We start from the raw sequence: 25,111 nt of genomic DNA on the forward strand, positions 1-25,111 counted from the left end.
AATGCATGTACTTAAAAGACTTGTATTCTGGACTTCAATAGCTGCCATTAGCTGCTGGGTAGTTATAGCGCTGTTCGGAAAAGTTATCCCGCTTGAAATCAAAATTGGAAAAAGCGGAAACTTTCATCAGCTGTTTGTATTTTATGGGTTACAAACAGCTGTAATATTTACTTTATCCGGCACGCTAAAGAAAGCAGATAGCAGAAAGCTATTGCTTATAAAAACAGGTTTAACCGTTGTGGCTGCATTTTTTGCTGCATTCCTGGCTTTTATAACCATTTTTTCTGGTATGTGCAGCTGGAGTACAGACCGTACTTTATTTGCGTATAAAGACAGCCCGGGTACTCAGATAGTTTTAAGAAGGAAAGGCTGTGGCGCTGATCAAAAAATCTACCCAATTTATAAAACTTGTCAGGTTGTATATCTCACTCCGGATTTGTTCTGGATCAAAGATATAGATACCAGTCAAATCGATCAAAGTTTATGGAAAAGGATTCCGGTCAGAGAAAAATTTTAAAGCACAATCACAATAGTTTCCGGAACGATATCAACTTCCCTGTTAATGTTTTTATTCGTTTGATAAGTTTCTTTTCCTAGCCTGCGCAGCATCCGGTAATGAGATCGTAAAGCAGCTGCAAAGGTGATACTTTCTATATAAGGAAGATTAAATTCTTTAGCTGTTTTTTTAACAATAGCACCTATTGCAGGATAATGGATATGACATACTTTTGGAAAAAGATGATGTTCTATCTGACGATTTAATCCTCCGCATAAAAATGCAGCTATTTTACTTCCTCCGGCAAAATTTGCAGTAGTTCTCATTTGATGCGCAGCCCAGGCTTCTTCTATATTCCCTTCTTCATCCGGCAAAGGAAAGTCAGTTCCTTCTACTACGTGTGCCAGTTGAAATACAAGGCCAAGTACTAAGCCCTGGGCAAGTTGCATCGCCAGAAAACCAATTAAAAATTGTCCCCAGGTAATCGGCATAATCATCAAAGGCAGGGCTATAAAAAGGAAATAATAAATTGCTTTGTAGCCAAAGAGTTTATAATATTCGACCCGGGGATGAACTACAGTATGTTCTCCGATTTTATGCTGAAAAAACTTCTTATAATCTTTTCTGAAAACCCATGATAACATAGAAAAGCTGTACAATATAAATGCATAGTAATGCTGATATCTCTGCAGTTTGTTGACGGTTTCAGTATCAGAAAACCGGATAAGACCTGGCGCTACATCAATATCTTCGTCATGACCAGCAATATTTGTATAGGTATGGTGTACAATATTATGGCAAATATTCCATACATATGGGCTGGCACCAATCAGGTTAAATACGAAACTAAAAACCTTATTGACAGTAGCGTTACCAGAAAAGGAGTGATGAATAGCATCATGACAGATATTAAAACCTACAAATGCACCGGATACACCTAATAAAATAGCTAGTATGAATAAGATTGGCAGACTGAGATTTGCGAACAGAATCAACAGGTATAGTGTTGTTAAGCTTGTTAGAAAGAATGCGGCTTTAAACCACATGGCTCCATTTGCATGGATAGAAATATTATTTGTTGTAAAATAAGTATCAACCCTTTTTCGTACTGTAATATAAAATGTTGACTGACTGGTATTAATAAACTTGACTTTTTTAGTCATCCTGTGTGTTTTCCCCGCTTCGACTTTAAGAGCCTGTTTATGTATTGTTGTAAATTATGCTGTGCTGCAAATTATATTCCTGTAAATATAGTGCATGTTTATACCATGTCTTGTTAAGACATCTTTATCATTCAGTACAAAAATCTTATTGTTTTATAGTTGACTCCGCAGATTCCCTTGCACAGCACTATAACGATAAAGTGACTATACAAGTATATTTTCCTTAATTTTCTCCCGATGGTTACCACTGGCAGCTTTATTAGCTGCCAATTAAATTTATATTTGAGGCTGATCAATCAGCTACTGGCCCGAATTGTGTTAAGTTAATTAATGATTAGCCTCAAATATGACTATACAACCTGTTACTTCAATTATATCCATCCTTGATAATGACTTTTATAAATTCACCATGCAACAGGGTGTTATACGTTTGTTCCCTTATGCCAAAGTGCGTTATAAATTTATAAACCGTGGCAAACATTCTTTTCCACCAGGTTTTGGTGATGCACTGCGTAAAGCGGTGAATGAAATGCCAGCATTACGGTTAACCCGGGAAGAGAAAAAATTCTTGCAGGTCAACTGCCCTTATCTTGATCCGCTATACCTGGATTTTCTGGAAGGCTATCGTTATCAACCAGATGAAGTGCATATTGAACAAATCGGTGATCAGTTAGAAATACATATTGAAGGTTTATGGTATCGTGCAATTTTATGGGAAGTTCCAATCATGTCCCTGATCTGCGAGCTGTTCTATGAGCTGACCCATGCGGTAAGAATCAGCAATGAAGAGGTAATCGAAAGAACGAAGAAAAAGATTGAAAACTATCGTGATCTTGGGGTTACAGTTGCTGAATTCGGCACGCGCCGCAGGTATTCTTACGCCATTCACCGCCTGGTATTGCAGACCTTACAGCAATATGGGGAGGGATCATTTATCGGAACCAGTAATGTACATATGGCCATGGTTCATCAAACCAAGCCAATTGGAACGCATGCACATGAATGGTTCATGTTCCATGCAGCACGTTATGGTTTTAAAATGGCCAATTCATTAGGTTTAGAGCATTGGGTACAGGTTTTCCGCGGAGATTTAGGAATTGCTTTATCAGACACTTATACAACTGATGTGTTTTTCAGACAGTTTGACAAGATGTTCTCCAAGTTATTTGACGGAGTAAGACATGATAGTGGTGATCCGCTATTGTTTGCAGATAAAGTGATTGCACATTATGAGCGGATGGCTATAGATCCACAAACCAAAACTATCATTTTTTCTGATGCGCTTAATTATGAAAAGGTTGCCAGGATTGCTGGTCATTGCCGTAACCGGATTGGTATATCATTCGGTATTGGGACTAACCTGACTAATGATGCCGGTCCTGAACCTATGAATATCGTAATCAAAATGACCCAGGCTCAACCTCAGAATGAGCAGTGGACAGATGTGATCAAATTATCTGATGAGCATGGGAAATATACTGGTACAGAGAAAATGATTACACTTGCTAAAGAGATTCTTGAAATTGATTAGTCAGCTTATTTGATTTTTAAGCTGTAGATCAATCCTTTACCACCGGCAAGTAAAATAAGCTTGCCGTTTTTTGCTTTCTGAATTACATTAAAGCTTTCTTCAGAGATGTGATACCAGTTCATCCCCCCGTCTCTGGAAACATCAGTTCCTGAGGTGCCGGTAGCAAAACAAGTTTTATCATCATACCAGATTACACCAGAACGGAAACCGAAGACAGGTCTGGACGGTTTTGACCATGATTTCCCCCCATCGCTGGTGAGTAACACGTTATTTGTATTTTCTTTATCTTTTTCATAATCACCACCAACTACTATTCCCTGATTTTCATTGCAGAAGTCTATGGAGAACGCCCCGGTAGTGCTCTTTCCGCGTAAGATCGGACAGTCATACCTTTTCCAGCTCAGCCCGTAATTATCAGAAGCATAAATATTTGATTTTGTGCCACCTGTGGCTATCCATACTTTTCCTCCGGCCAGGGTCTTAATTCCAGTGCCACTTGCAGCAAAACCGGCTTCGCCAGTTGCTATAGTCTGTTTTAACCTCGCAGATACATCTTTCCAGTTACATCCCCCATCATCCGTAATCAGCAGTTGCAAGTGGTTTTGAATGGGATCACCGAAGATGATCCCATGTTTTTTATCCCAAAATGACATTCCATCAAGGAATATCGCAGAGTCCAGGTTTTTATAGGTTTCAGTCCAGTTTTTCCCTCCATCTTCTGTACGAAGAATGTAAGCCGGAGAACCTGCATTAACAATTACTGCATGGTTTTTATCAAAGGCTTCAATATCTCTGAAATCGAGTTTCTCATAACCTTTAGGTCTTGTCCATGTCCACTCCTTACCTCCATCTGTGCTTCTGCCAATGAATCCATTACTTCCACTTACCCAGGCAACGCTGTCAGAGACGACAGACATCCCTCTGATACTGGTATTAGTTCCAGTACTAACAGTACTTAGTTCGTAGGTTTGTGAAAATACAGTAAAAGGCGTCAGCAATAATAGGTACAGGAGTATTCGCATTATTTAACTTTTTTCCAGACTTCAGATCTTCCAATAATTGAGATACCGATATACCCGCGCATATTCAAATCACCGTTGTCTTTAAGGTTCATATTACAGCTATAGGTTTTACCAGATTTAGGATCATAAATTTTACCGTCAGTCCATTTTCCATCCTCAAAAACAAAGTCCTTCAGTATTTCCATTCCTAGTATAGGCCTGGATTTCAGTTTAGCATCGGGATTTTTAATATCCGTTTTTGCATTGCCTTTTTCATCTTTTGGAGCTTTTAGCCATACAATCTTACCAAAATATTTAGACTCTTTTTTATAAATCTCTACATGTGCCTCTTTTGTAGAGTTAATCCATTGACCAAGAATAGCATCTTTGTTTTGTGCAAAACCTGTAAAGGAAATTGCTGTAATCAGTAAAAGCAGTGAAATGTATCTCATAAGTTTATATTTAGTTTAGGCTAATTTACAAATTACACCTAGTAAACAACTATGGTTTCATTGGTTTTTTGTTTTTGTTCATTATCCTTTATCAAATGACAATGCCGGGTTTTAAATCTTTTTTTTGATGCCACTAAGTTTGTAATCTATTTCATCAGCTCTGCAAAAAGCTGATAGGAATGCAATCTTGCCTGATGATCAAAAATGTGAGAAGTAACCATAATCTCATCGACTCCCGTCTGTTTGATGAAAGATTCCATATCTTCTTTGATAGTTTGTGGACTGCCAAAAAACGAACAGGCTATCATTTGATTCACTGCTTCCTCTTCATAATCAGTCCAGACATCATTCATATTGTCAACCGGTGGTTGTAATAGTTCAAGTTTACCAGTTACCACGCCCATAAAGAAGCGTTTTAAAGAGGTGGCCAGTCTGTCTGCTTCAGCATCTGTATCCGCAGCGATTACATTGACACAGGAAATTACATAAGGTGCTTTGAGATGTTCAGAAGGCTTAAAATTCTGACGATAAAGATTGATTGCGGTCAGGAACTGAGCCGGAGCAAAGTGACTCGCAAAAGCATAAGGAAGCCCCATAGCCGCAGCTAAACGCGCGCTGTCGGTACTTGAGCCTAATATCCAGATTGGAATATCCAATCCCTCACCAGGAATTGCTCTGACACGGCTATTTGCATTATCTGCGGAGAAAAAGGTTTGTAATTTGACAATATCCTGCGGGAAGTCATGTACCGCATTAAACCGCTCTCCTCTGATAGCCATAGCAGTAGTCTGATCGGTACCAGGTGCCCGGCCAAGTCCTAAATCTATTCTTCCCGGATATAACGAGGCTAAAGTTCCAAACTGTTCAGCAACGATTAACGGGGAGTGATTAGGCAGCATAATTCCACCGGAACCTACCCGGATGGTCTTGGTATTGCCGGCGATATGACCGATCAGCAGAGAAGTTGCTGAGCTGGCCACACTAATCATATTGTGATGTTCTGCCAGCCAATACCTGGTATAACCAAATTTCTCTGCATTTTGCGCCAGGTCAACGCTGTTCGCAAAAGTATCAGCAGGTGTTTTTCCTGCAACTACTGTTGCTAAATCTAAGACTGAATACCGGATACCTGATAGTTTGTTTTGATGTATTTCATTTACCATTATGGAGCTCTCTATAAGACAGGATATTTCCCTGTTTTATAAAATTAGAGATTAGTACTGGTAAACATACCCTGGACTCAAAGATTTGACTTTACATACAGAAGTGCTGCAAGGCTTAAATTGATAACCTGTCTAATTCGGCAAGTATCCATTTACCATTAATCCAGTACCCAGAAAACTGAATCGTATCTTCACCATTTTCAATTCCAAATTTAACGGTGACTTCCAAACTGATCTTACCACCTGCATACAGGTCATTGTCATAATTTCCAATCTTATAGCTTACTGATTTATTCTTGCTGATTGCGTATTTGGTAGTTTCAAGATAACTGGAAACTGAACTGATATCATTTAATATTTCACTATAGTACTGTTCAGGATGTTTAGTCATCAGGCTCTGAATATTTGTTAATATTTCTTTCTCCTGAGCACCCGGCGAACCTTTTAATTTATTACCTGCCATTTGCAAAATATCTGATCGGAAATATTGGATAAAATCTGCTTCAGAAAGCAGGTAAGGAAGGTCTTTTACCGGGGTATGCGCGGCCATATCATTTAATACAGCATTGATAAAAATCTTAGGGTCTGAAACACAGGTTCCTGCTGTTACCCAATGGTTATCTTGAATAGAATTGTGAGCCGAATAGATGGGTGCAGCATTTGTTGCATCTGGCTCTTCATTCCCGATCACAGGTTCAAAACTAATTTTATTACTTTCCGTAGTCTTCAGTCCAAAGAAATTATCTTTAACAGCTGTTAAAAGCCAGTGGTCATCCTGCTTTAATAAGTCCAGTCTGATAGCCAGTGTATCAGCAGCATGTTTAAATACAACATATAAGGTGAGCCTGTCTGGTGTTTGTGCGTTGTCTAAAACCTGGTTGGTTGAAAAATAACTGTGATAGAAAGTGGTGCTTTCCGGAGTAATGTTCTTGGTTTTTGCCTTATTCAACAACTTATTCCACGCATTGATCAGTAATGGTGCTGCAGACGGCTCATCTGGAAAGATTGGTACCTGGCTCAGGTCTTCTTTATTTAAGAAGGCTGCTGCCAGTTCTCTGCCCAGAGAGTCGGGCATTACTTTACAAGTTGTTTGTCCATTTACCTTGAGCGTATAAATCAGGCAAATGATAACCAGTACTATTCTCTTTCTCCTCAGCATATAAATGATAGTTCTTATGATATTTTATGACAGCAAAGATGCTGTTAAAAAATAAAAAGCCTGTAAACTTTCGGTTTACAGGCTTTAATGAGCTTGATATTGGTGTGCCCGAAGAGAGACTCGAACTCTCAAGGATCTTACTCCAACGGCTTCTGAGACCGCAACGTTTACCAATTTCGCCATCCGGGCATTAAAATTCTGGATATCCGCTCTGTGGCGACAAATGTAGCATTATTTATTAAATGATATAAAATATTCAACAAATTTGTTCACGTTTTAAAGGAAGGACTGCTGACAGTAAATCATTTTAAATAACCGGATTGAAAGCGATCAAAGACAAAGATTGAGCTACAAATCAGATAATCTGACAATTACAAAGAGGACTCTTGCCTGCCCGGCAAGAGTCCTCTTCTATTTTTTATTGAAAAATATTATAATTTAATCTTCACAAAATATAATCTGTTACGGTCAACGGTATTCGTAGCAGGAAGGATCTTAGGTGCAAATGAACCTTTATCTCCAGGAATTACCCCAAAATCATCATCATTGGAGATTACCAGAGTGTTTCCGTTTACTAAAGCCATCCCTTCTGCTTTATCATGCGGATAAACGGACGGCAGATCTTTTAAAAGGTCAAGCACAACTGTTTTGCTGACTGGTACGATGCCTGCGGTCTGCAGACCTGCCAGATCTTTTAATTGTTCAGGAGTTTTACCCCCGAATAATTTGCCTGTTGCACTATTTGCAATGTCAGAAATATCTGTAGCCTGAGAAAGATCAATCTTAAATACTTTTTTGAAGGTAGCCGGATTAGTTAGTGCTCCTCCATAATCTCCATCCCTTTCCAGTGTTAAAAATGTGGTATTATTAACTGCAAGGATTTCACTAACTCCTGTTAACGATGTATTTTCCTGTAAATAAGCATATTGTTTAGTTGCGCCGGTAGCAATGTCAAAAGTTAAAATACGCAGCACAACCGATCCCTTTACTTCTGCTTTAGATGGATTGAACATTGGCGACTGCATGATACCTACCAAAGTTTTTCCATCAGGAGTTATGGTTAAACCCTCCATACCACGGTTCGGTTTACGTTTTGCCAATACCGCAGGAAGTTTACGGCCACCTGTACCATCTCCAAATGGATTTATACGCTCAATAGTCTTTCCGGACGGATCAAAGTGAACCAGATGTGGCCCATATTCATCACTCACCCAAAAACTGCCGTCAGCAGCGCGAACCAATCCTTCGGAATCAAGTCCGTCCTTACCTGGTGCCAGAACTGTCCCGTTAAGGTCAATAGCTGTTTCATCGGTTGAACCGGCACCTGTCAGATTTGGCAAACCATTTAAGTTGATCCCGGCAGCATTCTTTAATAAGATAGTTTGCTCTAAGACCAATTTTCCTTCTTTTAAACGGAATTTACCAATCTGAGGCGTGAAGTCAGGTTTACCAAATATTTTCACGTTATCGGTTGGCCCATCTGCATTGGGGCCACGGTCAGTTAACAGGTAAAAAACCGAAGGATCATTGGGATCAGCTGCTACAGCAGAACCAAAGCCTCCATTATATACTTTTACCCCATTCGCGGCAGTCATCAATACTGCAGGATCTGAAGCTTCGGCCATATCGGGATAGGTTATATTTCCGGCAAGTGTTCCTCCATTATTCTTTTTACAGGAATATAAGGATACAGTAAGCATAAGGCACGATGATAGTATAGCTTTTTTCATAAAATGTATTTAGATATGTTTTACAAAAAAATGGTTACACTGTCAACTCAGTGTTAAGCCAGCATTGTTTAATAACTCCATAACTATTTCAAAATTGTATAAGTATTTAATTAATAACACAGAAATAATACATTTTCAGTAGAAATTACTTATACTCGTAGTATCAAATATTAAAAAGAATCCTATGGCAAAATTTACAACAGGCGCAATTGTAGCGCTAAAATCAGGCGGGCCGAATATGACTGCGGGTCCTTTAACAGAAACAGATTATGTGACTTGTTTCTGGTTTGATCAGAACCAATCCCTCCAAAGCGTAACGCTGCATGAAGATCTTCTGGTTGAAGCTGTAGTTTAAAAGATAAATTCCTCATTGATCAGATTAATGAGGAATTTATGAAATCCATCCGGATAAACAAAAGTATTCTTCAGCTCTGTCCAACGCTATTTATTAATCAGCAGGATATAATACAAAAGAATAAGGATTTGGAACAGGGCTTTTATAAGGACTATACAACCCCAGATAGCTGACCAGTTTACTTTCATCCATTTTATGGATAAAAAAATCTGTTGACAGCAGGTAGAACTTGATCAGTTCAAAAATCTGGTTTGACTTCTCCGCTTTGATCCCTAAATAATAAAAGGCCTTCCACCTTAAATTAGTCATCACATTATTGGAAGAAGAACTAAAATAATCATTGACGTACTGCTCTACTCCGGCAGTATCCAGTTTCAGGTAATACAGTTCTTCTCTGATTAACATTACGGCGTGTTTCCGCAGCACCGGAGAAGCAATATATAATGCAGGAGGAAGAATTAATAATCCTGTTCCGATACCTGCCATGGCGATGAATGTTCTTCTTTTCATAGCTAAAATGAATGATCTGCAGCATACAATGACATAGCTGATAGCGTCAGCGTTGGATTTGAGGCACTAAAAGTAGTAAACGAACCGCTGCCCAGTACAAAAACATTTCTGTATTGATGGTGAACCATATTTTTATCCACTACACTGTCTGCCGCAGTTTTACCCATTCTTGTACCTCCTAAAATATGTCCTTCATTAGGAAAAGGATCCAGGAATTTTAATTTTTCAACAGGAAGACACGATAGAATTCCCGGAAGAACTTTTTTCATATTTTCCATTCCCTTCAGCGCATAATCGGATCTGCCGCCTTTAAAATTGATTTCAGGAACCAGCTTATCTGAAGTGGTGGTAATATAATTTGTGACCAGCGGTAAATCTTCAAAAATCATCCGGAAAGAAGTCATGTTTAACCATTTACCTCTTTCAAGCCGGATATTATAAGGTGCATTATTGGTTTCGATCAAACAGGCAGCATAATCTTTACGGTGATTGCCATCATATAACATATAACCATTTGCGTTTACCCAGGTACTGCCGCCGGTGTTTTTCAGGTTGTCCAGGTAAATTAAAACCTGCATGCCAAGCTGCTCTCCAAATCCTTTACCAGTCAATGGATTACGATCACCCGAATTTAACAGGATATTCGAATTAAACATTGGATTAGCCCCCAGAACAATAACCTCCCCGGCAATCTCATAATCCTTTCCGTCTTTCACGTAACACACTTTTTTTGCCACATTGCCTGCGGTTTCCAGGCGGTAAACCTGTGCGCCATATAAAAGCTCTACCTGTGCGTTCTGATAAACGTCAATACCAGAATTCTCTATGGTGAATTTAGCATCTACCGGACAAACATCACAGCTTGAGTTGGCCATACATTGATTTCTTCCTTTTGTACCTCTGCTTGCTCTTGCAGTAGGTTGGCTGATATACTGATTGCCATATTTCTGATTCAGTATTTTATCTATCGGGCTGAAATTATGAGGTGGAAGCGGGTATTTACTTTTCTTAGGAAAAGGTGTTCCTTCAGGCCCGGAAATAGCCATTATTTCTTCTGCTTCCTCATAATAAGGATCAAGCTCTTCATAAGTGACCGGCCAGTCATTTGCTACCCCGAATAACGTTTTCATTTTAAAATCAGAAGGCATAAATCTCGGTGTACATCCCCACCAGCAATTGGAACTTCCTCCAAAAGCGGTAGTAAAAGGCCATCTTTTTTCCGGGGTTTTATTAATGATCTGATCTTCCCACGAGTTACCAGAAGCCGGGGAATCAGCAAGTTCCCCTCTTTTGAGCTTTAATCTTTCACTATGCGGGAATAACTGTCCGCGTTCAAGCACAAGAATCTTCTTCACTCCCTTATTCTTTTCCAGATATTTCTTCAGAAAAAATGTAGAAGAGAAGCCGGTACCGACAATAATTAAATCGTAATAATCGTATTTCATCTATTTACTTATTGTTTTTTCCGTCAGATGGAGCCTTTGATAATCAAAATAATTATTGCCCTTCGGGTTTAATAATTATTTTGATTATGTCGGGTTCATCTATTTACTTATTGTTTTTTCCGTCAGATGGAGCCTTTGATAATCAAAATAATTATTGCCCTTCGGGTTTAATAATTATTTTGATTATGTCGGGTTCATCTATTTACTTGTCAAAGGCTCCATCTATTTATTGTTTTTTTCCATCAATTGGATAACTAATAATTGGATGCGTTTTTAAGGAACCAATATAGCCATGGAATATCAACAAACATCAAAATGCAAAGCAATGCCGTAAAAAGAAATAAATATAACATAAACCACTTACGTGTATGTAGTTTTTCGGAACCTTGAACCGGAGAATCGTTTAATAATCCAATTCTGAGATACCAGGAAAATAACAAAGCAAAAAACGGAAAACTAACCAGTAATTCTATTCTGTCTTTAATCAGGAAAATACCCATAAAAAAGGCAGAGGTAATCGCATAAAAAAACATGGAGACCAGTAAGCTGTTCTCGGTATAAAACTTAAACGATCTCCGGTACTGACCAGCTGTTTCAGGATTTCCAATCATCCTGTATTCTGCAAAACGTTTAGTAGCCATTAAAAATGCACCTCCCATCCAGTAGGCAACAATGATACTGGTTGGAGGAAAAGTATTGATCCAGTCGAAATCCCATTTGCTGTCCGGAGCACCTAGTGCGGGAGAAAATATAAACCAGCCTAAACCAAAACGGATAGGATTATTAACTGATTCAGAGAGTACATCAAGAAATACACGCTCTTTGCTCCTGAAAGGCCTTACATTATAAATAACCCCCATGAACAAAAGAAATGCTGAAAGGAGTATAAATTTATAGGAGATCAGATAAGCTAATGACAAGCCAATAATTACCAAAACACCGTATTCCAGGTAAACTAACTTTGGGTTTACCGTATATACAACGGAAGACCTGTTCTTTTTTAAAGGATGAAATCTGTCGAAATCCGCATCCAGGTATTCATTGATTACATAGTTTGCCGATGCGATTAAACAAGTACTGATAATCCCGACAATGATTTTAAAGAACAGATGACTGTCTATAGGAGTTTTAAATACGGATAATGCAAACAGCATCCCGGGTACCATGAAAATGTTCTTTACCCAGCTATCCGGGCGGGCGAGGGCTATATAATCTTTAAAACCCGCCTTTTTTTTAACCGTCATTTACAATCTCTTATTTATAATGTTCTCTTAAACTATTTGCAAGCACTGTATATAAAGTACCTGAGTTATATTTATTGATATTGAGGTAGCCTATTTTGGCTTGGTCAGCACATATTCCATCCAGTTCGTCACGGTCACCTATATAAAGACATTCTGCTGAATTAACATCAAAATGCTCCATGATATGAAACAACGCTATTGGTTTCGGTTTCAAACAATTAATCCGTGCATCAGTAGATGCAACCACTAAATCAGCTTCAACCCTTAAAGCTTTTAGCTTGTCAGTTGCCTTATAATCTGAGTAAATAGCCACTTTGACCTGATGCCCTTTTAACAGCTGCAAAAATGGATATAATTCAGCGTATCGGCAAGCATATAAATAGGGATTTGGAAATTCAAACATCCATTTCGAAACGACATTTTTAATCCTTTCCAAAGGTATATTTACTTTAGCTGCACACCACTGGTATTGCTCAACTTCAAGATCATTACTGCAATAACCCGCTCTTTTTTCACGTTCTGAACGAAAAAAATATAAAATCAGAAGATCTTTGAGTTGTAACGGTCTCACTAAATAGTATTTTAGCAAGGCAAATAACATTTTTCTTCTTAATCCGGACTGATTGTATAAAGTACCGTCTACATCAAGAATCAGTACTTTTATTTTCCCCCAATCTATAACATTCACCTATGGCTATTTAAATAATCTTTAAATTTATAAATTATTTGCACTAATTAAAAAGCTTCCAATGACTGAATATCACTCATATGTGTAAAAAACAATCCAGCGATCTCAAAAACCAAAATATTTGGTACAGTATAATTATTGGATGCGGTATATTCGTTCGTCTTTTCCATCTTTTTTATAACCGTTCGCTATGGCTGGATGAATGTTATCTGGCTACCAGCCTGATCAAAATGAATTATATTGAGCTGGTAACACACCCGCTGGACTATCAGCAAAAAGCCCCGATTGGTTTTTTATGGAGCGTTAAAACATGCATTTATCTTTTAGGGACGAATGAAATGGTATTGCGTCTATTTCCTATGCTGTGCGGTATAGTTTCAATTGTGCTGTTCATTCCTGTAGCCAAATATTTTCTTCGCCCATTGGCAGCAGTAACGGCGGTTGCCATTTTAGCAATGGCTCCTCCCCTTGTTTTCCATTCCGTTGAGATTAAACAGTATTCAACTGAGCTGCTGGCAACCGTACTGATCTTGTATATTTATATCCGCTATCAGCATCGGTTAACCTGGGGATCACTCCTGACCTGGGGGCTTTCAGGAGCAGTAATTCTCTGGTTTTCTTACTCTTCTATATTTATTCTGGCTGGAATTGCGACTGGCATCAGCTGTAAAAATCTTTACAGAAGAGACTGGAAATTATTTTTCAGGCAACTCGTTCCTTTTTTATTATGGGTAGCTGGTTTTGCCCTGAACTACCTGTTATTTACACACAAACATGCGGAGTCTAAATGGGCAGCTGAATGGTTTGATTTTTATCATTATTTTATGCCATTGCCACCAGTCAACATGGAGGAATTGCGTTGGTATCCTGCGGCTTTATATCATTTAATAGCATATCCGCTTGGCCTGAGCTGGAAATTATATACTGGAAATTCTGTTTTGCTTAAAGCAATCCTGAATACTCCGTGGTTACCTCTGATCGGGTTATTTTACGGAATATGGCTTTTTATTCAAGAGAAAAAATATGCGCTGATCCTGCTATTTCCTTTTTTGTTTATGTGCCTGGCTTCAGGCCTTAAACTTTACCCTTTAAATGAACGGTTCTGGGTTTTTATTTGCCCTTTGCTCCTCCTCTTTATTGTCAAAGGAATAGATCAGATTGGTTCTTTTTTCAAATCTGAGCGAATGAAACTGCTGTTATTTATCCTCTTGATTGCAGCACCAGTTTACAGCGCCGTACAAACACTGGCATATCCGGATGAATTTATCATTCATAAAAGATCTTTTCAAAAACAGGCACTGGCTTATATCAATAGTCAGTTTAAACCGGGTGACTTAGTTTATGTGTATTGGAATGACCTGCCTGGCTATCGTTTTTACAAGCATACTTACCCTTATAATTTTACCGCGCTCGAAGGAGGAGATTACCGCAAAATTTCAACCAGCTATCCGGACTACTTGAATCATTTACAAAAGGATTTTAAATCATTTGAAGGAAAAAAAAGAATCTGGGTAATTTATAATCATCTTATTCTAACGGATATTGGCGATGAAATAGATCAGCCTGCCTGGTATTATTTAAAAAATGTAAACCCTACAGATCGCCTGATGAGCCATCTCTCCACGTTAGGGAAACAAGAAAATGTTTATACGTCATTTGATGTAAAGGTTAGTTTAATTACGTTGAAACCTTAAAAAAATAAAAGCGGCTCTCCATTAGTGAAGAGCCGCCTGATTCAGCTTGTTAAGACCGGGATCAACCACTGGAATTAAATATATTAACCTTATTTAAAAAGCGGATTCACTCTGAAATACTTGTCATCTTTAAAACTCACTACATAGTCAGATTTAAAATGAGTACTCTTTAAATAATAGTCGGTAGTAATGATCTGGGCTCCCGAAGCACATGCTGCATCAAAATTAGAGCGGTCATTACGGCGCGCTTCCTGTGTATCAGAATCTGCACGGGTACGGATAATATACCCTTTTTTAACCAGCTGAGGAATCATTGGGTCTTTAGCATTGTTGATGATCATCATGCCAGCCTCAGGTTTGCCGGCAGCAGCATTTACAAATAATACCCTGTTTTTTAGTGAAGGATGACCTTTGATATAAAGTTCCATCTTCTCCCCTTTCTGGTCAAGAATGAAAAGAAACTTTCCTCTTGCTGCTGAAAGTAAAGGCCAGTTATCTTTTAAGACTGCGGCTTCCAATGTTTTATAATTTCCTCTCACCACATCTGGTGTGATTATCTTATCTATGCCAAGTCCATCCAGCAATGCCTTGTCCAGCGCATCAAATGTTTCTGCTGTAAATTGTTCGGGATCACTGAAACCCTCCCCTTTTATTTTATTGTCTTTAGCTTCCAGTGTGATAAATACCGGGGTATGATCCGGATGTGCATCCGACCATTTTCTCAATTTTGCCAATCCGCCTTTCAAGGTCAGAAAATCACTTCTGAAATCCAGATCCTGAATATGAAAAACTTTAAAACCTGGTGCATCCATTTCTTTAGCTACATCGTAGGGAGCCTGATCTTTTGCCCAGCTCAATCCCCGGGGATGTGCATATTTCCCTCCTTTTGCATCTGCATAAACATCAATTTCAAGATTTCTTAACCCAAGATCAAGTTGTTCGGTTACACCAATATGCTCATAGTCTATCTTGCTGGCCGATACAGAATCCTTTTTCCTGAATACGTCAAACAAATGAGGATCAATCGCTTTCTTATAACTGTTATGTGATCCAATAACCTGGATCTTATTAATTGGTAAATTATCCCCATCTTTTGGTATCAATAATGGAAATACGAACAATAGCAATGCGCTGGAAACTGTCTTTATCATAAGTATTAAAATGAGAACAGCCGGAAAAAACCGGCTGTTTAAAAGAATTAATAACCTGGGTTTTGTCTTAAATTGGAATTTAACTGCAGTTCAGTTGCAGGGATCGGATAAAGTCTTCTCGCAACATCTTTATTCATTGAAAGTACATCATTTTGTAAAGGATATTCTTTCTCAAACAAACCATAACGAATCAAGTCATTTCTTCTCCAGGCTTCCCAACTCAGCTCTCTTGCTCTTTCGTCCAGTAAAGATTCCAAATCAACACTTGTGGCTGCTTCTGCACCTGCCCTTGCCCTGATCTTATTCACTAAAGCAAGTGGAGTCTGCATTTCTCCATTTACTGCTGTTGGCGAAGCACCACGCAAAATAGCTTCTGCTTTCATCAGCATGACATCTGCTAAACGTAAAAAAGGCATATCATTACCGTTTAAACGGGTAGCTTGTATTGCATTCACATCCGGCCAGTATTTAACCGAACGGATTCCTTTTGACTGATCAGCTACAGTATTACCCACATCCATGGGTTTACCTGGTTTAAGAATCAGATCACGTGTCAATACAATTTGTTGTGTTGTACCTGCAATGTATACCGGCTTTGTCTTATCAGGTTTTCTGTTCGCATCTGGTGCAAACTGAGGCCCAACCAACCAAAAACTTTTTCTGATATCATTTGCCAGATTAAAGCGGTCATAATATTCTGGTGTGGTACTCATAGAAATACTAAAACCTACTCCTGTAATCCCGTAAGCAGTAGCCAGTGCAGGATAGAATCCGAACCTGGTCATCTGATTACCTGGAATCTGCTGATCATAAGGAATAGCAAATATTGTTTCTGTGATTTGAGGACCATTATTGACATCAAAAATATCAGCATACTTAGGATCCAGCTGATAAGTTGTATTTTTCATTACACTATCAGCCATAGCTACGGCATCTGTATACCTTGGCTTTCCTGTATATACTTGTGAATTCAAATACATTTTAGCCAGCAAAGCGAAAGCCATTCCACGTGTTGGTTTTCCGTAAAACAACTTCTGATTCGCTCCTGTTTTCTGAGGTAAATTAGGGATAACTGCCAGCAATTCTTTCTCGATAAATTCAAATACTTTATCTCTGCTCGTTGTGCCGGGTAAAGCGCCTGCTTCTACCGGGAACTTATCGATGATAGGAATATTACCGTAAAGATCCATCATCAGGAAGTAGTACAATGCGCGCATCGTTTTTATTTCTGTTACTCCGGAAGCTTTTTTTGCATCTGATGCTGAAGAAGCATTGGTCACCGAAATTAAACGGTTACAGTTGTTAATTCCTCCAAATCCCCATTCCCAAATTGTTTTTACGTTAGGATGATCAAATGTCCAGGTATGGTAGTGCAACTGTCTGTACTGCCCGCCGTCATCAAAATTTCCGTCTCTTGCTGGTAAAATCGCAGCATCTGTGGACATTTCCTGCATTCTGAAATAAGGTACTCCAAACTGAGAAGAAAGGTTAGAGTACATGGTTCCATATAAAGCCGCATAATCAGCATCAGTAGTAGGAAAGTTATCTTTTACATATTGAGATTCCACTTTTACATCCAGTTTTGTGCAGGAGACAGTGGCTAACATGGCAGCAAATGCCGCCGTTAATAAAAATATCTGTTTCATTGTTCGTTGAAATTAGAATGATGCGTTAATACCGAGACTGAAGGTGCGGGTCTTAGGATAATAGTTGTTATTATCAATACCAGGTGTTAAACCTCCGATGTTAATCTCCGGATCCAGTCCAGTGTATTTAGTAATTACAAATAAGTTGTTTGCCGTTACATAAAGCCTGATCGCTTTAATGGTCTGCACCTTTGGTTTAATGGAATAACCTAACGTAGCATTATCCAAACGTAAATAAGAACCACTTTCCAGGTAACGGTCAGAAATCAGGTAAGCATTTCCATCATTGAAAGATTCACCCAGTGTAGATCTTGGAATGTTCTGTAATTTAGCATCAGCAGGTGTATTCAGACCGGCCGCAGTAGCGTTTAAGATCTTATTTCCCAATACTCCGCGTACAAGGAAACTGAAATCCAATTTTTTATAGGTAAAACTGTTGCCCCATCCATAGATATATTTTGGCTGTGCATTACCTGCAACTTTAGCATCAGATGTTAAAGGCTGAGTGGCAATCGTTTGTCCGGCTGCATTGACATAGGTACTTACACCTGCGGCATTTTTACCTGCATAATTCCAAAGTTTGAAAGTTCCCAGTGCTTCTCCTGGCTGTATAATCTGACTATAATTTCCAGATTGTCCTTTACCTCCCAATACTGCGGTTTGTATATAAGAGATTTTGTAGAAATCATCAGATAATGTCTCTACTACGTTTTTATTGTGCGCAATATTTGGTGAAGTATTCCAGCTAAAATCTTTTGTTTTTACAACCAAAGCATTTAAAGATAATTCAATACCTGTATTTTTGATCTTGCCCACATTGGCAGTAATGGTAGGTAAAAAATACTGCGTGGTAGAAACAGCATACTCAGAATAGATCAGGTCAGAGGTCTTTTTGATATAGTAATCTACTGAGCCTGTAACTCTGTTCCCGAATAAACCAAAATCCAATCCAATATTGGCAGTCGCAGTACTTTCCCATTTCAGATTTGGATTCTCATTTCTTACCGGGCCGATTGCATTGCTGATGACCCCGTTGTTCAGGTATTTACTGCTCGTTGCAGGTGTTCCATAAACCAATAAAGCAGAGAACGCATCAAAACCAAGACTATTTCCTGATTTACCATAACCGGCTCTCAATTTCAGATCACTGATCACAGGTACGCTTTTCATAAAATCTTCTCCAATAATTCTCCATCCCGCAGATACTGCCGGAAATAATCCCCAGCGGCTATTGATACCGAAAGCAGAAGAACCATCTTTTCTTAAAGAGGCCTGAAACAAGTATTTCTCTTTGTAATTGTATTGCGCTCTGCCATAAAATGAGATTAATCTCAGCGTGGAGATTGGCGAGTTGGCAAATGTAATTTGTGAAAGTAAAGATGGGTTAGATAAAAAGATATTGTTTGCACCCAGGTTATCATTGGAGAATCCCTGCGTAGTTACACCGAAACCATCATTAGTCCGGTCTTCTTGCCAGGAATAACCAGCAAGTAATTTCAAACTGTGCTGACCAAATACTTTATCATAGTTAAAGTATCCTTCTATCACTTCAGATTTATTCAGCACATCAGCTTTGATGGCCTGTCCATTTACTCCTCTGGCAAGTCCCGACTGGCTGTTTAAATAAGAGCTCGCATTATTCTGATCTTTTTGCGTAGATAAACTTGCTGTAAATTTCAAACCGGATAAGATGTTCACTTGTGCCATCCCATTGATCAGGGTTTTATTGTTTACATTTTTAATACTGTTATTGTCTACAATTGACAGTGGATTTCTTGTACCGCTACCTGTTCTGTCATAGTTTTCTTTATAAGTCCGGTCCGCATTGAAAGGACTTACCGTAGGCAAATAGAACAACATGTTGGAGAGTGCCTGAGTTTGATAAATGTCATTACCAGTAGTAGCACTGTTGGTGATCGTCAAACCTAATTTAAGTCTGTCATTAAAAAACCGCTGATTTACATAAGCACGGACAATCGTTCTTTTTAAAGATGTGTTTTTCAGGATTCCCTGGTTGTCGAAATAATTGACACTTGCACCATATTCAGAAGATGCGCCCGAACCACCATAAGACAAGTTATGATTTTGTGAATAACCAGTCCTTTCCAGCATTTTTTGCCAGTTGGTATCAGATCCATCATCATCAATAGGATTTAAGACCTGTTTATTATCTTTCAAATACTGACGCAATTCTGGTCCGCTGAGCATATCATATTTCTTAGACACACTTTCTACTGCACCATATCCACTATAAGAAAGTCTGGATTGTCCTCCTTTTGATCTTTTGGTCGTGACAATAATTACTCCGTTTGCAGCTCTTGAACCGTAAATAGCAGTAGAAGAAGCATCTTTTAAAATGTCTATACTTTCTATATCAGCTGGTGCTAACAGGTCGATTGATGCTCCGGGAACACCATCAATCACGTAAAAAGGTTCTTGTGCTGCTCCTTCACGTAAAGTAGATGGCCCTCTTAATATAGTAGATGGCTTTGCATTTGGGTCACCACTTTTAGTAACATTTAATCCGGCTACCTTACCTTGCAGCAATTGCGCAGGGCTCGTCATTACCCCCTGATTAAACTCTTCGGAATTTACAGAAGTCACTGCCCCTGTTAAATCCTTTTTACTTGAAGTGCCATAACCAATTACAACTACGTCTTTTAACTGTTTACTATCGGTAACGAGTGTAATGTTTAAGTTTTGACTGTTACCAGCTGTTACTTCTTTGGTGAGGGTTCCAAGCATGTTAAATACAAGGATGTCTTGTGGACCACTGACCTGTATCGTAAAATTACCATCCTGGTTAGTAGAGGTAGCTGATTTAGTTCCTTTAACCCTGACAGTAACGCCAGGTAAACCGCCATTGCTTTCATCAGTTACTTTTCCTTTAATAATTCTGGTCTGTTGTTGTGCATAAGTACAGACAGAGATGGCCAGCATGAATAGCAGCAAAAATGCCTTCTGCTGAAAAGAATGGGTAACCACGAAAATTAATTTGTAGTTTTTTCTCATAAATGGTTTTATCTAAGCTTTAAAATTCCGTCAAAGATGTGGCTCTCAGTTTAATACGGATATACATTGAAGTTATCAAATTGTTAAGAACAATCATAGCATGTTATCATTATAATAACATTTGAATAACTTTTAAGTATTAATAAAACATGATAAATATTTAAGAGAATGCAGAAAGTATGAGGTAAATAAGCTTTTACAGTCCTAAGAGTTGTGTTTACTCAATAAACCTTTTAGCTCATTTAACTGCTGTTCAAGAATCCTGCACTTTAACAGATTTGTTATATATTCCATCGACAAACCACCTGTTTGTTCATTCGTTAATAATTCAAGTTCGTCTGAGACAAATCCTGACTTCGCATTGAACTCCACTATATCAAGAAATAAATCATTGTTTGCGCCCATGGTATCTGTTTAAGGTTAAATAGTCTTTTAAGCTTCAGTTCTGGAAATTAAGTCAATAATATTTACAACTTTATATTATTACGGCAACCAGTCATATATTTACGTGAAGTACCAAAATATAGCTGTAATAACTATAATAGAAAGATCACAGCAAACCTGTTTTAAAGTAAAAAGGCATATTTAATGCAACAGAAAAGAATAAAGACATTGCCAATCTCAACCGGTCAGATTACGGCTTGATTTTATACCGTTAATGGTGCAGACATTTTACGCGTATCAAGATTAATCCTGCAGCTTTCGGTAAGTAAATGAACCTTCAGGTTCTCTACATAAACCGGACAAGCTTCATCGGCTTCACTAATATTTGTCTGTTCTATGTATGCACCATCTATTAACACAACCATACCAGATCCCCTGCACTCTGCGTCATTACCATTGTGGATAACCAGAGCTGTATCTTCACCCAGCCCTATACCCAGATTTCCCGGATTAATAATAATAGCATGAGCAAGCCTGCTAAAACGTCCTCTTTTAATAAAATGCGTATCTATAATACAATTCGAAATCAGGCCAAGCCCTGAAGCAGTGTGAAGGTCCGATCCAAGAAGTGCTTCTCCGGAACCTCCCCCGCAAATCATAATTTCTGACATCACCATAGCGCCAGCACTGGTACCAGCAGCTATAAAATCGCTTTCATTCCTATATTTTTTCCTGATAAGCTCAGCAATAGGTGTTCCTCCGATTATAGTGGAGAATCTGAGCTGATCACCACCTGTAAAAAAAACAGTTTTTGCCGCTTCTACTCTTTTACAATTCTCCTCTTCTCTGGCTTGTTTTTTATCCCTGATATGCAGGAATCCAATATTTTTATATCCGATATCTGCAAAGGTTTTCTTGTAAACTTTTTCCATTTCTTCCGGATCTGTTGTGGCTGTAGTAATAATCTCAATTTTTCCTTTTGAATCATGAGCGGGTAAAAGTTCCTTAAGCAGCTTAAATCTTTTATAATTGTCATTCTTTACTTCATGATCAGTGCCATCGCTTCTGTCCTCTGCGCCACCAATGATCATTAATTTACCTTTAGGCTTCATAATTAATCTGATTTTTATTATCATTCATTTTTAATTCCTTTATCAGAGAAAGCGAATTTTTGATGTTATCACTACTTACAAATATCAATGCCCCTTCAGGACAGTAATTACAGGCATAGCGAATAGCTTCAGCCTCATCAGAAATAATAATTATTTTTTTGTCCGGACCAGACTTCAGGATTCCATTGATAAGCAGCTCACTGATTTCCCAATTGTTACGGCCCCTGCCATCTTTATCATGTCTGATAATAAGCTCATCAAAAATTTCAGCAGCATATTGACCAAGCAGCATAATATCTTCGTCCCTTCGGTCTCCAGCCGCTGCGATAATACCTATCTTATAGCTCGCCTGTTCATGGTGCAGATAATCTCTTAATTCCATATATCCGTCTGGATTATGAACATAATCCAGAACCAGTGTGAATTTGCTGAACTCAAACCTGTTCATTCTTCCTGGAGTCATTTCCGGTGAAAGCATAAAAGATTTCATTCCATACCGTATCTTTTCTATAGGCATATCCAATGCAACAGCAGCCAATATTGCAGCTAAAGAATTCTTAATCATACATTTAAGGTTTCCATTAAGTGTTAACGGAACCTCTTTGACCGGCAACAAAGGGATTTTTATTTTCCCTCTGCACAATACGAATGTTTCATCTTCAATTATTGCAGCGAGCCCACCCGCTTCACAATGCGCAACAATATGTTCATTTTCAGGATCTATGCTAAATAAAGCAATATGACAGGACAAATCTTTCTGCATTACACGAACTAACTCATCATCAGCATTCAGTACAGCAAAACCATCATTAAAAGTGCTTTTTGGAACTACAGATTTCACAGCAGACAGCTCCTTTAAAGTATTGATCCCGCTTAAACCCAGATGGTCTGCAGCGATATTAGTTACTACACTTATATTACAATAATCAAATCCCAGCCCCGACCTTAATATTCCCCCGCGTGCACATTCCAGCACAGCAAAATCTACTGAAGAATCTCTTAAAACTACGCCAGCGCTGATTGGTCCGCCACAATCTCCTTCAGTAATCAGGTTACCATCAATATAAATACCATCAGTCGAAGTAAATCCTGGTATATAACCTGAACATTTCGCAAAATGAGCAATGAAGCGCGTGGTGGTCGTTTTTCCATTTGTTCCGGTCACAGCTACCAATGGTATTCTGGATTGATGTGCATCTGGAAAAAGCATATCTATGATTGGTGCTGCAACGTTCCTGCCCTTTCCATTAAAGGGATGAAGATGCATACGTAATCCTGGTGCCGCATTGATTTCCAATATTGCTCCATTATCCCGGTTAACAGGAATACCAATATCTTCTGCAATCATATCTATACCACAAATATCAAGACCAATAAGACGGGCTGCTCTTTCTGCAAGGATTACATTTTGCGGATGTATAAGTCCGGTAACATCATAAGCAGTACCTCCGGAAGATATGTTCGCTGTATCTTTAATTCTTAATTCTTTATCTTTTTTTAATATAGAATTAAGTGTCAGGCCATGTTCCTTCAGTATTGACTGTGTATTTTTATCAATTTTAATTTTAGTAAGTATTTTTTCATGCCCTTCACCACGATCCGGATGCTGATTTAATTGGTCAATTAATTCCTGGATTGTTGAACTGCCATCTCCGGTAACAATAGCAGGAATTCTCTTAGAAACAGCTGCCAGCTCATAATTTATCACCAAAATCCGATAGTCGTTTCCATAAATATGTTTTTCAATAATCACCTGGTCAGAAATTGTTTTCGCATTAATGAAGGCATCTATTGCCTGTTTTCTGGAGTTTACATTCGTGGTAATACCTCTCCCGTGGTTGCCGTTTAAAGGCTTGACTACAAATGGATAGCCGGGATTCTTAATTGCTTCATCCAGTTCTTCCTGATTTTTTATAACCAGTCCCTGGGGTACGGGAATATAATTATCCGCTAAAATTTTTTTAGTCAGACTTTTATTACCAGCTATATCAACAGCAATACTACTTGTCGTAGAGGCTATCGTTGCACTGATAATTTTTTGATTTTTGCCCTGTCCCAACATGACCAGACTTTGTTTATCCAGCCTGTATACCGGAATATTACGTGTTTCTGCTGTTGTGATCAAACTTTGAGTACTTGGTCCGGGAGCTTCACGGTAAAATATAGATTTCAGATGTTCAATAGCTAAATCCAGCGGATAATCCTTTCCGGCAACAATAGCTTCAACCAGTCTTACTGCAGCTTTTGCAGCATATAAACCGGCATTTTCAATAAGATAGGAAAATACAACAGTATATATTCCTTGTTTATCTGACAGCCTGGTACGTCCGAATCCACAATCCATACTTGCCAGAGACTGAAGCTCCAATGCTACATGTTATACGACATGGCTAAGCGGAGTTCCCTCTTTTACTTTTGACATAAAACCTCCTTCCTTCCCAACTGAGCATCTATGCACAGCAAGCGAAGGAAGAGTAGTCACCAGGTTTTTTGCAAAATCATTAATTTTGTTTGTTGGTAATTTTTCATAAATACCAATATCCAATTTCATGACTATTAAGTTTTTTCTATAATTTGACCAGTAATTTGGCCCTCTAAGCACTTTTAACTCTAAAATCTTCATTTAATAATAGATTTGTGGTCAGTTTGATTGGTATATTTTTTTTCACTTAATGACCTTCGCATGGTTAAAATACCTGCAAATAATGCAAGAAGCCCCATCAGCAGATGAGGTAAATAAACTTCATATCTAAAACCAAACAACCAGGGTGAAACGGCCAGAAGTATACCCAGAAGTATGTCCATATTCAAATGCATGGACATTGGGACCATACGGATAAGGCCACCTTCATAATCAGTTATAATGGAAAGAATTAATATTAATACACCAGCTAATACGGCTGCAGCTGCGCCACGGTGCGAAAAATAAAAATCGAATATCCAGGGTGCTCCGATAAGTACTATACCTGAAAGATAATCGAGAAATGCATGCCATTTTCTGCTTATAATGTTCATAATTGTATGGATTAGTGAGCATTAATAACCTTCGGTTTTTATAAAAGTTTAACGGATAAATACCTGATTTGACTAATTAAATACGGGTTTAAAAAGTTAAATCAGGTGATTTATACCTGATTTAAAAAACGCAAAAACCGACCAGGGGTATAGTATGTTT

Annotated in this window: 21 protein-coding genes, 1 tRNA gene and 1 pseudogene; 4 read left to right on the forward strand and 19 right to left on the reverse strand. The window is 38.4% G+C overall.

The annotated features are described in order from the left end of the window. Nucleotide 1 precedes the first annotated feature (1 nt). Nucleotides 2-517, forward strand: coding sequence for a hypothetical protein (locus AB3G38_RS11020; protein WP_367868519.1), 516 nt, complete (start codon nt 2-4; stop codon nt 515-517). Here AB3G38_RS11020 and AB3G38_RS11025 read toward each other — a convergent pair. Then, nucleotides 514-1,659 (reverse strand): fatty acid desaturase, encoded by a 1,146-nt coding sequence (locus AB3G38_RS11025; RefSeq protein ID WP_367868520.1) that lies wholly within the window; start codon nt 1,657-1,659, stop codon nt 514-516. The two genes, AB3G38_RS11020 and AB3G38_RS11025, sit on opposite strands and share 4 nt — an antisense overlap. Nucleotides 1,660-2,005: 346 nt before the next feature. On the opposite strand from AB3G38_RS11025, the gene pncB reads away from it, so the two are divergent. Then, entirely contained in the window at nt 2,006-3,190 is a 1,185-nt protein-coding gene (pncB, locus tag AB3G38_RS11030; RefSeq protein ID WP_367868521.1) for a nicotinate phosphoribosyltransferase, read from the forward strand. A gap of 5 nt (nt 3,191-3,195) precedes the next feature. On the opposite strand, the gene AB3G38_RS11035 is transcribed toward pncB, so the two are convergent. The 6 genes from AB3G38_RS11035 to AB3G38_RS11060 form a co-directional block, all read right to left on the reverse strand. Further along, nucleotides 3,196-4,212, reverse strand: coding sequence for a WD40/YVTN/BNR-like repeat-containing protein (locus tag AB3G38_RS11035; RefSeq protein ID WP_367868522.1), 1,017 nt, complete (start codon nt 4,210-4,212; stop codon nt 3,196-3,198). Beyond that, nucleotides 4,212-4,643 carry a DUF2147 domain-containing protein gene (locus tag AB3G38_RS11040; RefSeq protein ID WP_367868523.1) on the reverse strand — a complete coding sequence of 144 codons (432 nt, stop codon included), beginning with the start codon at nt 4,641-4,643 and terminating at the stop codon, nt 4,212-4,214. Before AB3G38_RS11040 ends, AB3G38_RS11035 begins: the two co-directional genes overlap by 1 nt. A 146-nt stretch (nt 4,644-4,789) precedes the next feature. Next, nucleotides 4,790-5,806 carry an LLM class flavin-dependent oxidoreductase gene (locus AB3G38_RS11045; RefSeq protein ID WP_367868524.1) on the reverse strand — a complete coding sequence of 339 codons (1,017 nt, stop codon included), beginning with the start codon at nt 5,804-5,806 and terminating at the stop codon, nt 4,790-4,792. Nucleotides 5,807-5,921: 115 nt separating this feature from the next. Then, nucleotides 5,922-6,965 carry a hypothetical protein gene (locus AB3G38_RS11050; RefSeq protein WP_367868525.1) on the reverse strand — a complete coding sequence of 348 codons (1,044 nt, stop codon included), beginning with the start codon at nt 6,963-6,965 and terminating at the stop codon, nt 5,922-5,924. 105 nt (nt 6,966-7,070) lie between these two features. Next, nucleotides 7,071-7,154: transfer RNA gene (locus tag AB3G38_RS11055), tRNA-Leu, on the reverse strand. Nucleotides 7,155-7,396: 242 nt separating this feature from the next. Continuing rightward, complete coding sequence (locus AB3G38_RS11060) at nt 7,397-8,695, reverse strand: esterase-like activity of phytase family protein (RefSeq protein ID WP_367868526.1); 1,299 nt, start codon at nt 8,693-8,695, stop codon at nt 7,397-7,399. Nucleotides 8,696-8,879: 184 nt separating this feature from the next. Here AB3G38_RS11060 and AB3G38_RS11065 point away from each other — a divergent pair, with 184 nt between their 5' ends. Continuing rightward, nucleotides 8,880-9,050 carry a DUF2158 domain-containing protein gene (locus tag AB3G38_RS11065; protein WP_367868527.1) on the forward strand — a complete coding sequence of 57 codons (171 nt, stop codon included), beginning with the start codon at nt 8,880-8,882 and terminating at the stop codon, nt 9,048-9,050. Nucleotides 9,051-9,143: 93 nt separating this feature from the next. On the opposite strand, the gene AB3G38_RS11070 is transcribed toward AB3G38_RS11065, so the two are convergent. The 5 genes from AB3G38_RS11070 to AB3G38_RS11090 form a co-directional block, all read right to left on the reverse strand. Further along, nucleotides 9,144-9,560: a hypothetical protein gene (locus AB3G38_RS11070; protein ID WP_367868528.1), complete on the reverse strand. Its 417-nt coding sequence runs from the start codon at nt 9,558-9,560 to the stop codon at nt 9,144-9,146. A 2-nt stretch (nt 9,561-9,562) separates the two neighbouring features. After that, nucleotides 9,563-11,005 carry a GMC oxidoreductase gene (locus tag AB3G38_RS11075; protein WP_367868529.1) on the reverse strand — a complete coding sequence of 481 codons (1,443 nt, stop codon included), beginning with the start codon at nt 11,003-11,005 and terminating at the stop codon, nt 9,563-9,565. 254 nt (nt 11,006-11,259) lie between these two features. Further along, nucleotides 11,260-12,249 (reverse strand): UbiA prenyltransferase family protein, encoded by a 990-nt coding sequence (locus tag AB3G38_RS11080; RefSeq protein WP_367868530.1) that lies wholly within the window; start codon nt 12,247-12,249, stop codon nt 11,260-11,262. A gap of 10 nt (nt 12,250-12,259) precedes the next feature. Then, nucleotides 12,260-12,937, reverse strand: a complete 678-nt coding sequence (locus AB3G38_RS11085) for an HAD family hydrolase (protein WP_367868531.1) — start codon at nt 12,935-12,937, stop codon at nt 12,260-12,262. 47 nt (nt 12,938-12,984) lie between these two features. Next, complete coding sequence (locus tag AB3G38_RS11090; RefSeq protein ID WP_367868532.1) at nt 12,985-13,107, reverse strand: hypothetical protein; 123 nt, start codon at nt 13,105-13,107, stop codon at nt 12,985-12,987. Between the two features lie 60 nt (nt 13,108-13,167). Here AB3G38_RS11090 and AB3G38_RS11095 point away from each other — a divergent pair, with 60 nt between their 5' ends. Next, nucleotides 13,168-14,631, forward strand: coding sequence for an ArnT family glycosyltransferase (locus AB3G38_RS11095; protein ID WP_367868533.1), 1,464 nt, complete (start codon nt 13,168-13,170; stop codon nt 14,629-14,631). Between the two features lie 89 nt (nt 14,632-14,720). Here the strand turns inward: AB3G38_RS11095 and AB3G38_RS11100 are convergent, their stop codons facing one another. From AB3G38_RS11100 to AB3G38_RS11130, 7 genes and pseudogenes are all read right to left on the reverse strand, one after another. Next, a complete protein-coding gene (locus AB3G38_RS11100) occupies nt 14,721-15,782 on the reverse strand; it encodes a phosphatidylinositol-specific phospholipase C1-like protein (protein ID WP_367868534.1) in 1,062 nt (353 codons plus the stop codon). Nucleotides 15,783-15,829: 47 nt separating this feature from the next. Then, nucleotides 15,830-17,428 carry a RagB/SusD family nutrient uptake outer membrane protein gene (locus AB3G38_RS11105; RefSeq protein ID WP_367868535.1) on the reverse strand — a complete coding sequence of 533 codons (1,599 nt, stop codon included), beginning with the start codon at nt 17,426-17,428 and terminating at the stop codon, nt 15,830-15,832. Between the two features lie 12 nt (nt 17,429-17,440). After that, nucleotides 17,441-20,440: a SusC/RagA family TonB-linked outer membrane protein gene (locus AB3G38_RS11110; RefSeq protein WP_367868536.1), complete on the reverse strand. Its 3,000-nt coding sequence runs from the start codon at nt 20,438-20,440 to the stop codon at nt 17,441-17,443. Nucleotides 20,441-20,644: 204 nt separating this feature from the next. Next, a complete protein-coding gene (locus tag AB3G38_RS11115; protein WP_367868537.1) occupies nt 20,645-20,845 on the reverse strand; it encodes a hypothetical protein in 201 nt (66 codons plus the stop codon). 242 nt (nt 20,846-21,087) lie between these two features. Continuing rightward, a complete protein-coding gene (locus AB3G38_RS11120; protein ID WP_367868538.1) occupies nt 21,088-21,936 on the reverse strand; it encodes a cyanophycinase in 849 nt (282 codons plus the stop codon). Further along, nucleotides 21,926-24,559, reverse strand: a pseudogene (gene cphA / locus AB3G38_RS11125) (cyanophycin synthetase). Before cphA ends, AB3G38_RS11120 begins: the two are co-directional and overlap by 11 nt. Further along, entirely contained in the window at nt 24,556-24,951 is a 396-nt protein-coding gene (locus AB3G38_RS11130; RefSeq protein WP_367868539.1) for an SPW repeat protein, read from the reverse strand. The pseudogene cphA and the gene AB3G38_RS11130 overlap by 4 nt, the downstream one beginning before the upstream one ends. Nucleotides 24,952-25,111 lie beyond the last annotated feature (160 nt).

Origin of the sequence: Pedobacter sp. WC2423 (genome assembly GCF_040822065.1) — a bacterium.
Taxonomy (GTDB): domain Bacteria; phylum Bacteroidota; class Bacteroidia; order Sphingobacteriales; family Sphingobacteriaceae; genus Pedobacter.

Coding starts and splice junctions, on each gene's coding strand:
- AB3G38_RS11095 (WP_367868533.1), top strand. CDS start 13,168: ATGAATTATATTGAGCTGGTAACACACCCGCTGGACTATCAGCAAAAA.
- AB3G38_RS11110 (WP_367868536.1), bottom strand. CDS start 20,440: ATGAGAAAAAACTACAAATTAATTTTCGTGGTTACCCATTCTTTTCAG.
- AB3G38_RS11120 (WP_367868538.1), bottom strand. CDS start 21,936: ATGAAGCCTAAAGGTAAATTAATGATCATTGGTGGCGCAGAGGACAGA.
- AB3G38_RS11040 (WP_367868523.1), bottom strand. CDS start 4,643: ATGAGATACATTTCACTGCTTTTACTGATTACAGCAATTTCCTTTACA.
- AB3G38_RS11090 (WP_367868532.1), bottom strand. CDS start 13,107: ATGGAAAAGACGAACGAATATACCGCATCCAATAATTATACTGTACCA.
- AB3G38_RS11050 (WP_367868525.1), bottom strand. CDS start 6,965: ATGCTGAGGAGAAAGAGAATAGTACTGGTTATCATTTGCCTGATTTAT.
- AB3G38_RS11025 (WP_367868520.1), bottom strand. CDS start 1,659: ATGACTAAAAAAGTCAAGTTTATTAATACCAGTCAGTCAACATTTTAT.
- pncB (WP_367868521.1), top strand. CDS start 2,006: ATGACTATACAACCTGTTACTTCAATTATATCCATCCTTGATAATGAC.
- AB3G38_RS11080 (WP_367868530.1), bottom strand. CDS start 12,249: ATGACGGTTAAAAAAAAGGCGGGTTTTAAAGATTATATAGCCCTCGCC.
- AB3G38_RS11065 (WP_367868527.1), top strand. CDS start 8,880: ATGGCAAAATTTACAACAGGCGCAATTGTAGCGCTAAAATCAGGCGGG.
- AB3G38_RS11035 (WP_367868522.1), bottom strand. CDS start 4,212: ATGCGAATACTCCTGTACCTATTATTGCTGACGCCTTTTACTGTATTT.
- AB3G38_RS11045 (WP_367868524.1), bottom strand. CDS start 5,806: ATGGTAAATGAAATACATCAAAACAAACTATCAGGTATCCGGTATTCA.
- AB3G38_RS11105 (WP_367868535.1), bottom strand. CDS start 17,428: ATGAAACAGATATTTTTATTAACGGCGGCATTTGCTGCCATGTTAGCC.
- AB3G38_RS11075 (WP_367868529.1), bottom strand. CDS start 11,005: ATGAAATACGATTATTACGATTTAATTATTGTCGGTACCGGCTTCTCT.
- AB3G38_RS11130 (WP_367868539.1), bottom strand. CDS start 24,951: ATGAACATTATAAGCAGAAAATGGCATGCATTTCTCGATTATCTTTCA.
- AB3G38_RS11115 (WP_367868537.1), bottom strand. CDS start 20,845: ATGGGCGCAAACAATGATTTATTTCTTGATATAGTGGAGTTCAATGCG.
- AB3G38_RS11070 (WP_367868528.1), bottom strand. CDS start 9,560: ATGAAAAGAAGAACATTCATCGCCATGGCAGGTATCGGAACAGGATTA.
- AB3G38_RS11100 (WP_367868534.1), bottom strand. CDS start 15,782: ATGATAAAGACAGTTTCCAGCGCATTGCTATTGTTCGTATTTCCATTA.
- AB3G38_RS11020 (WP_367868519.1), top strand. CDS start 2: ATGCATGTACTTAAAAGACTTGTATTCTGGACTTCAATAGCTGCCATT.
- AB3G38_RS11060 (WP_367868526.1), bottom strand. CDS start 8,695: ATGAAAAAAGCTATACTATCATCGTGCCTTATGCTTACTGTATCCTTA.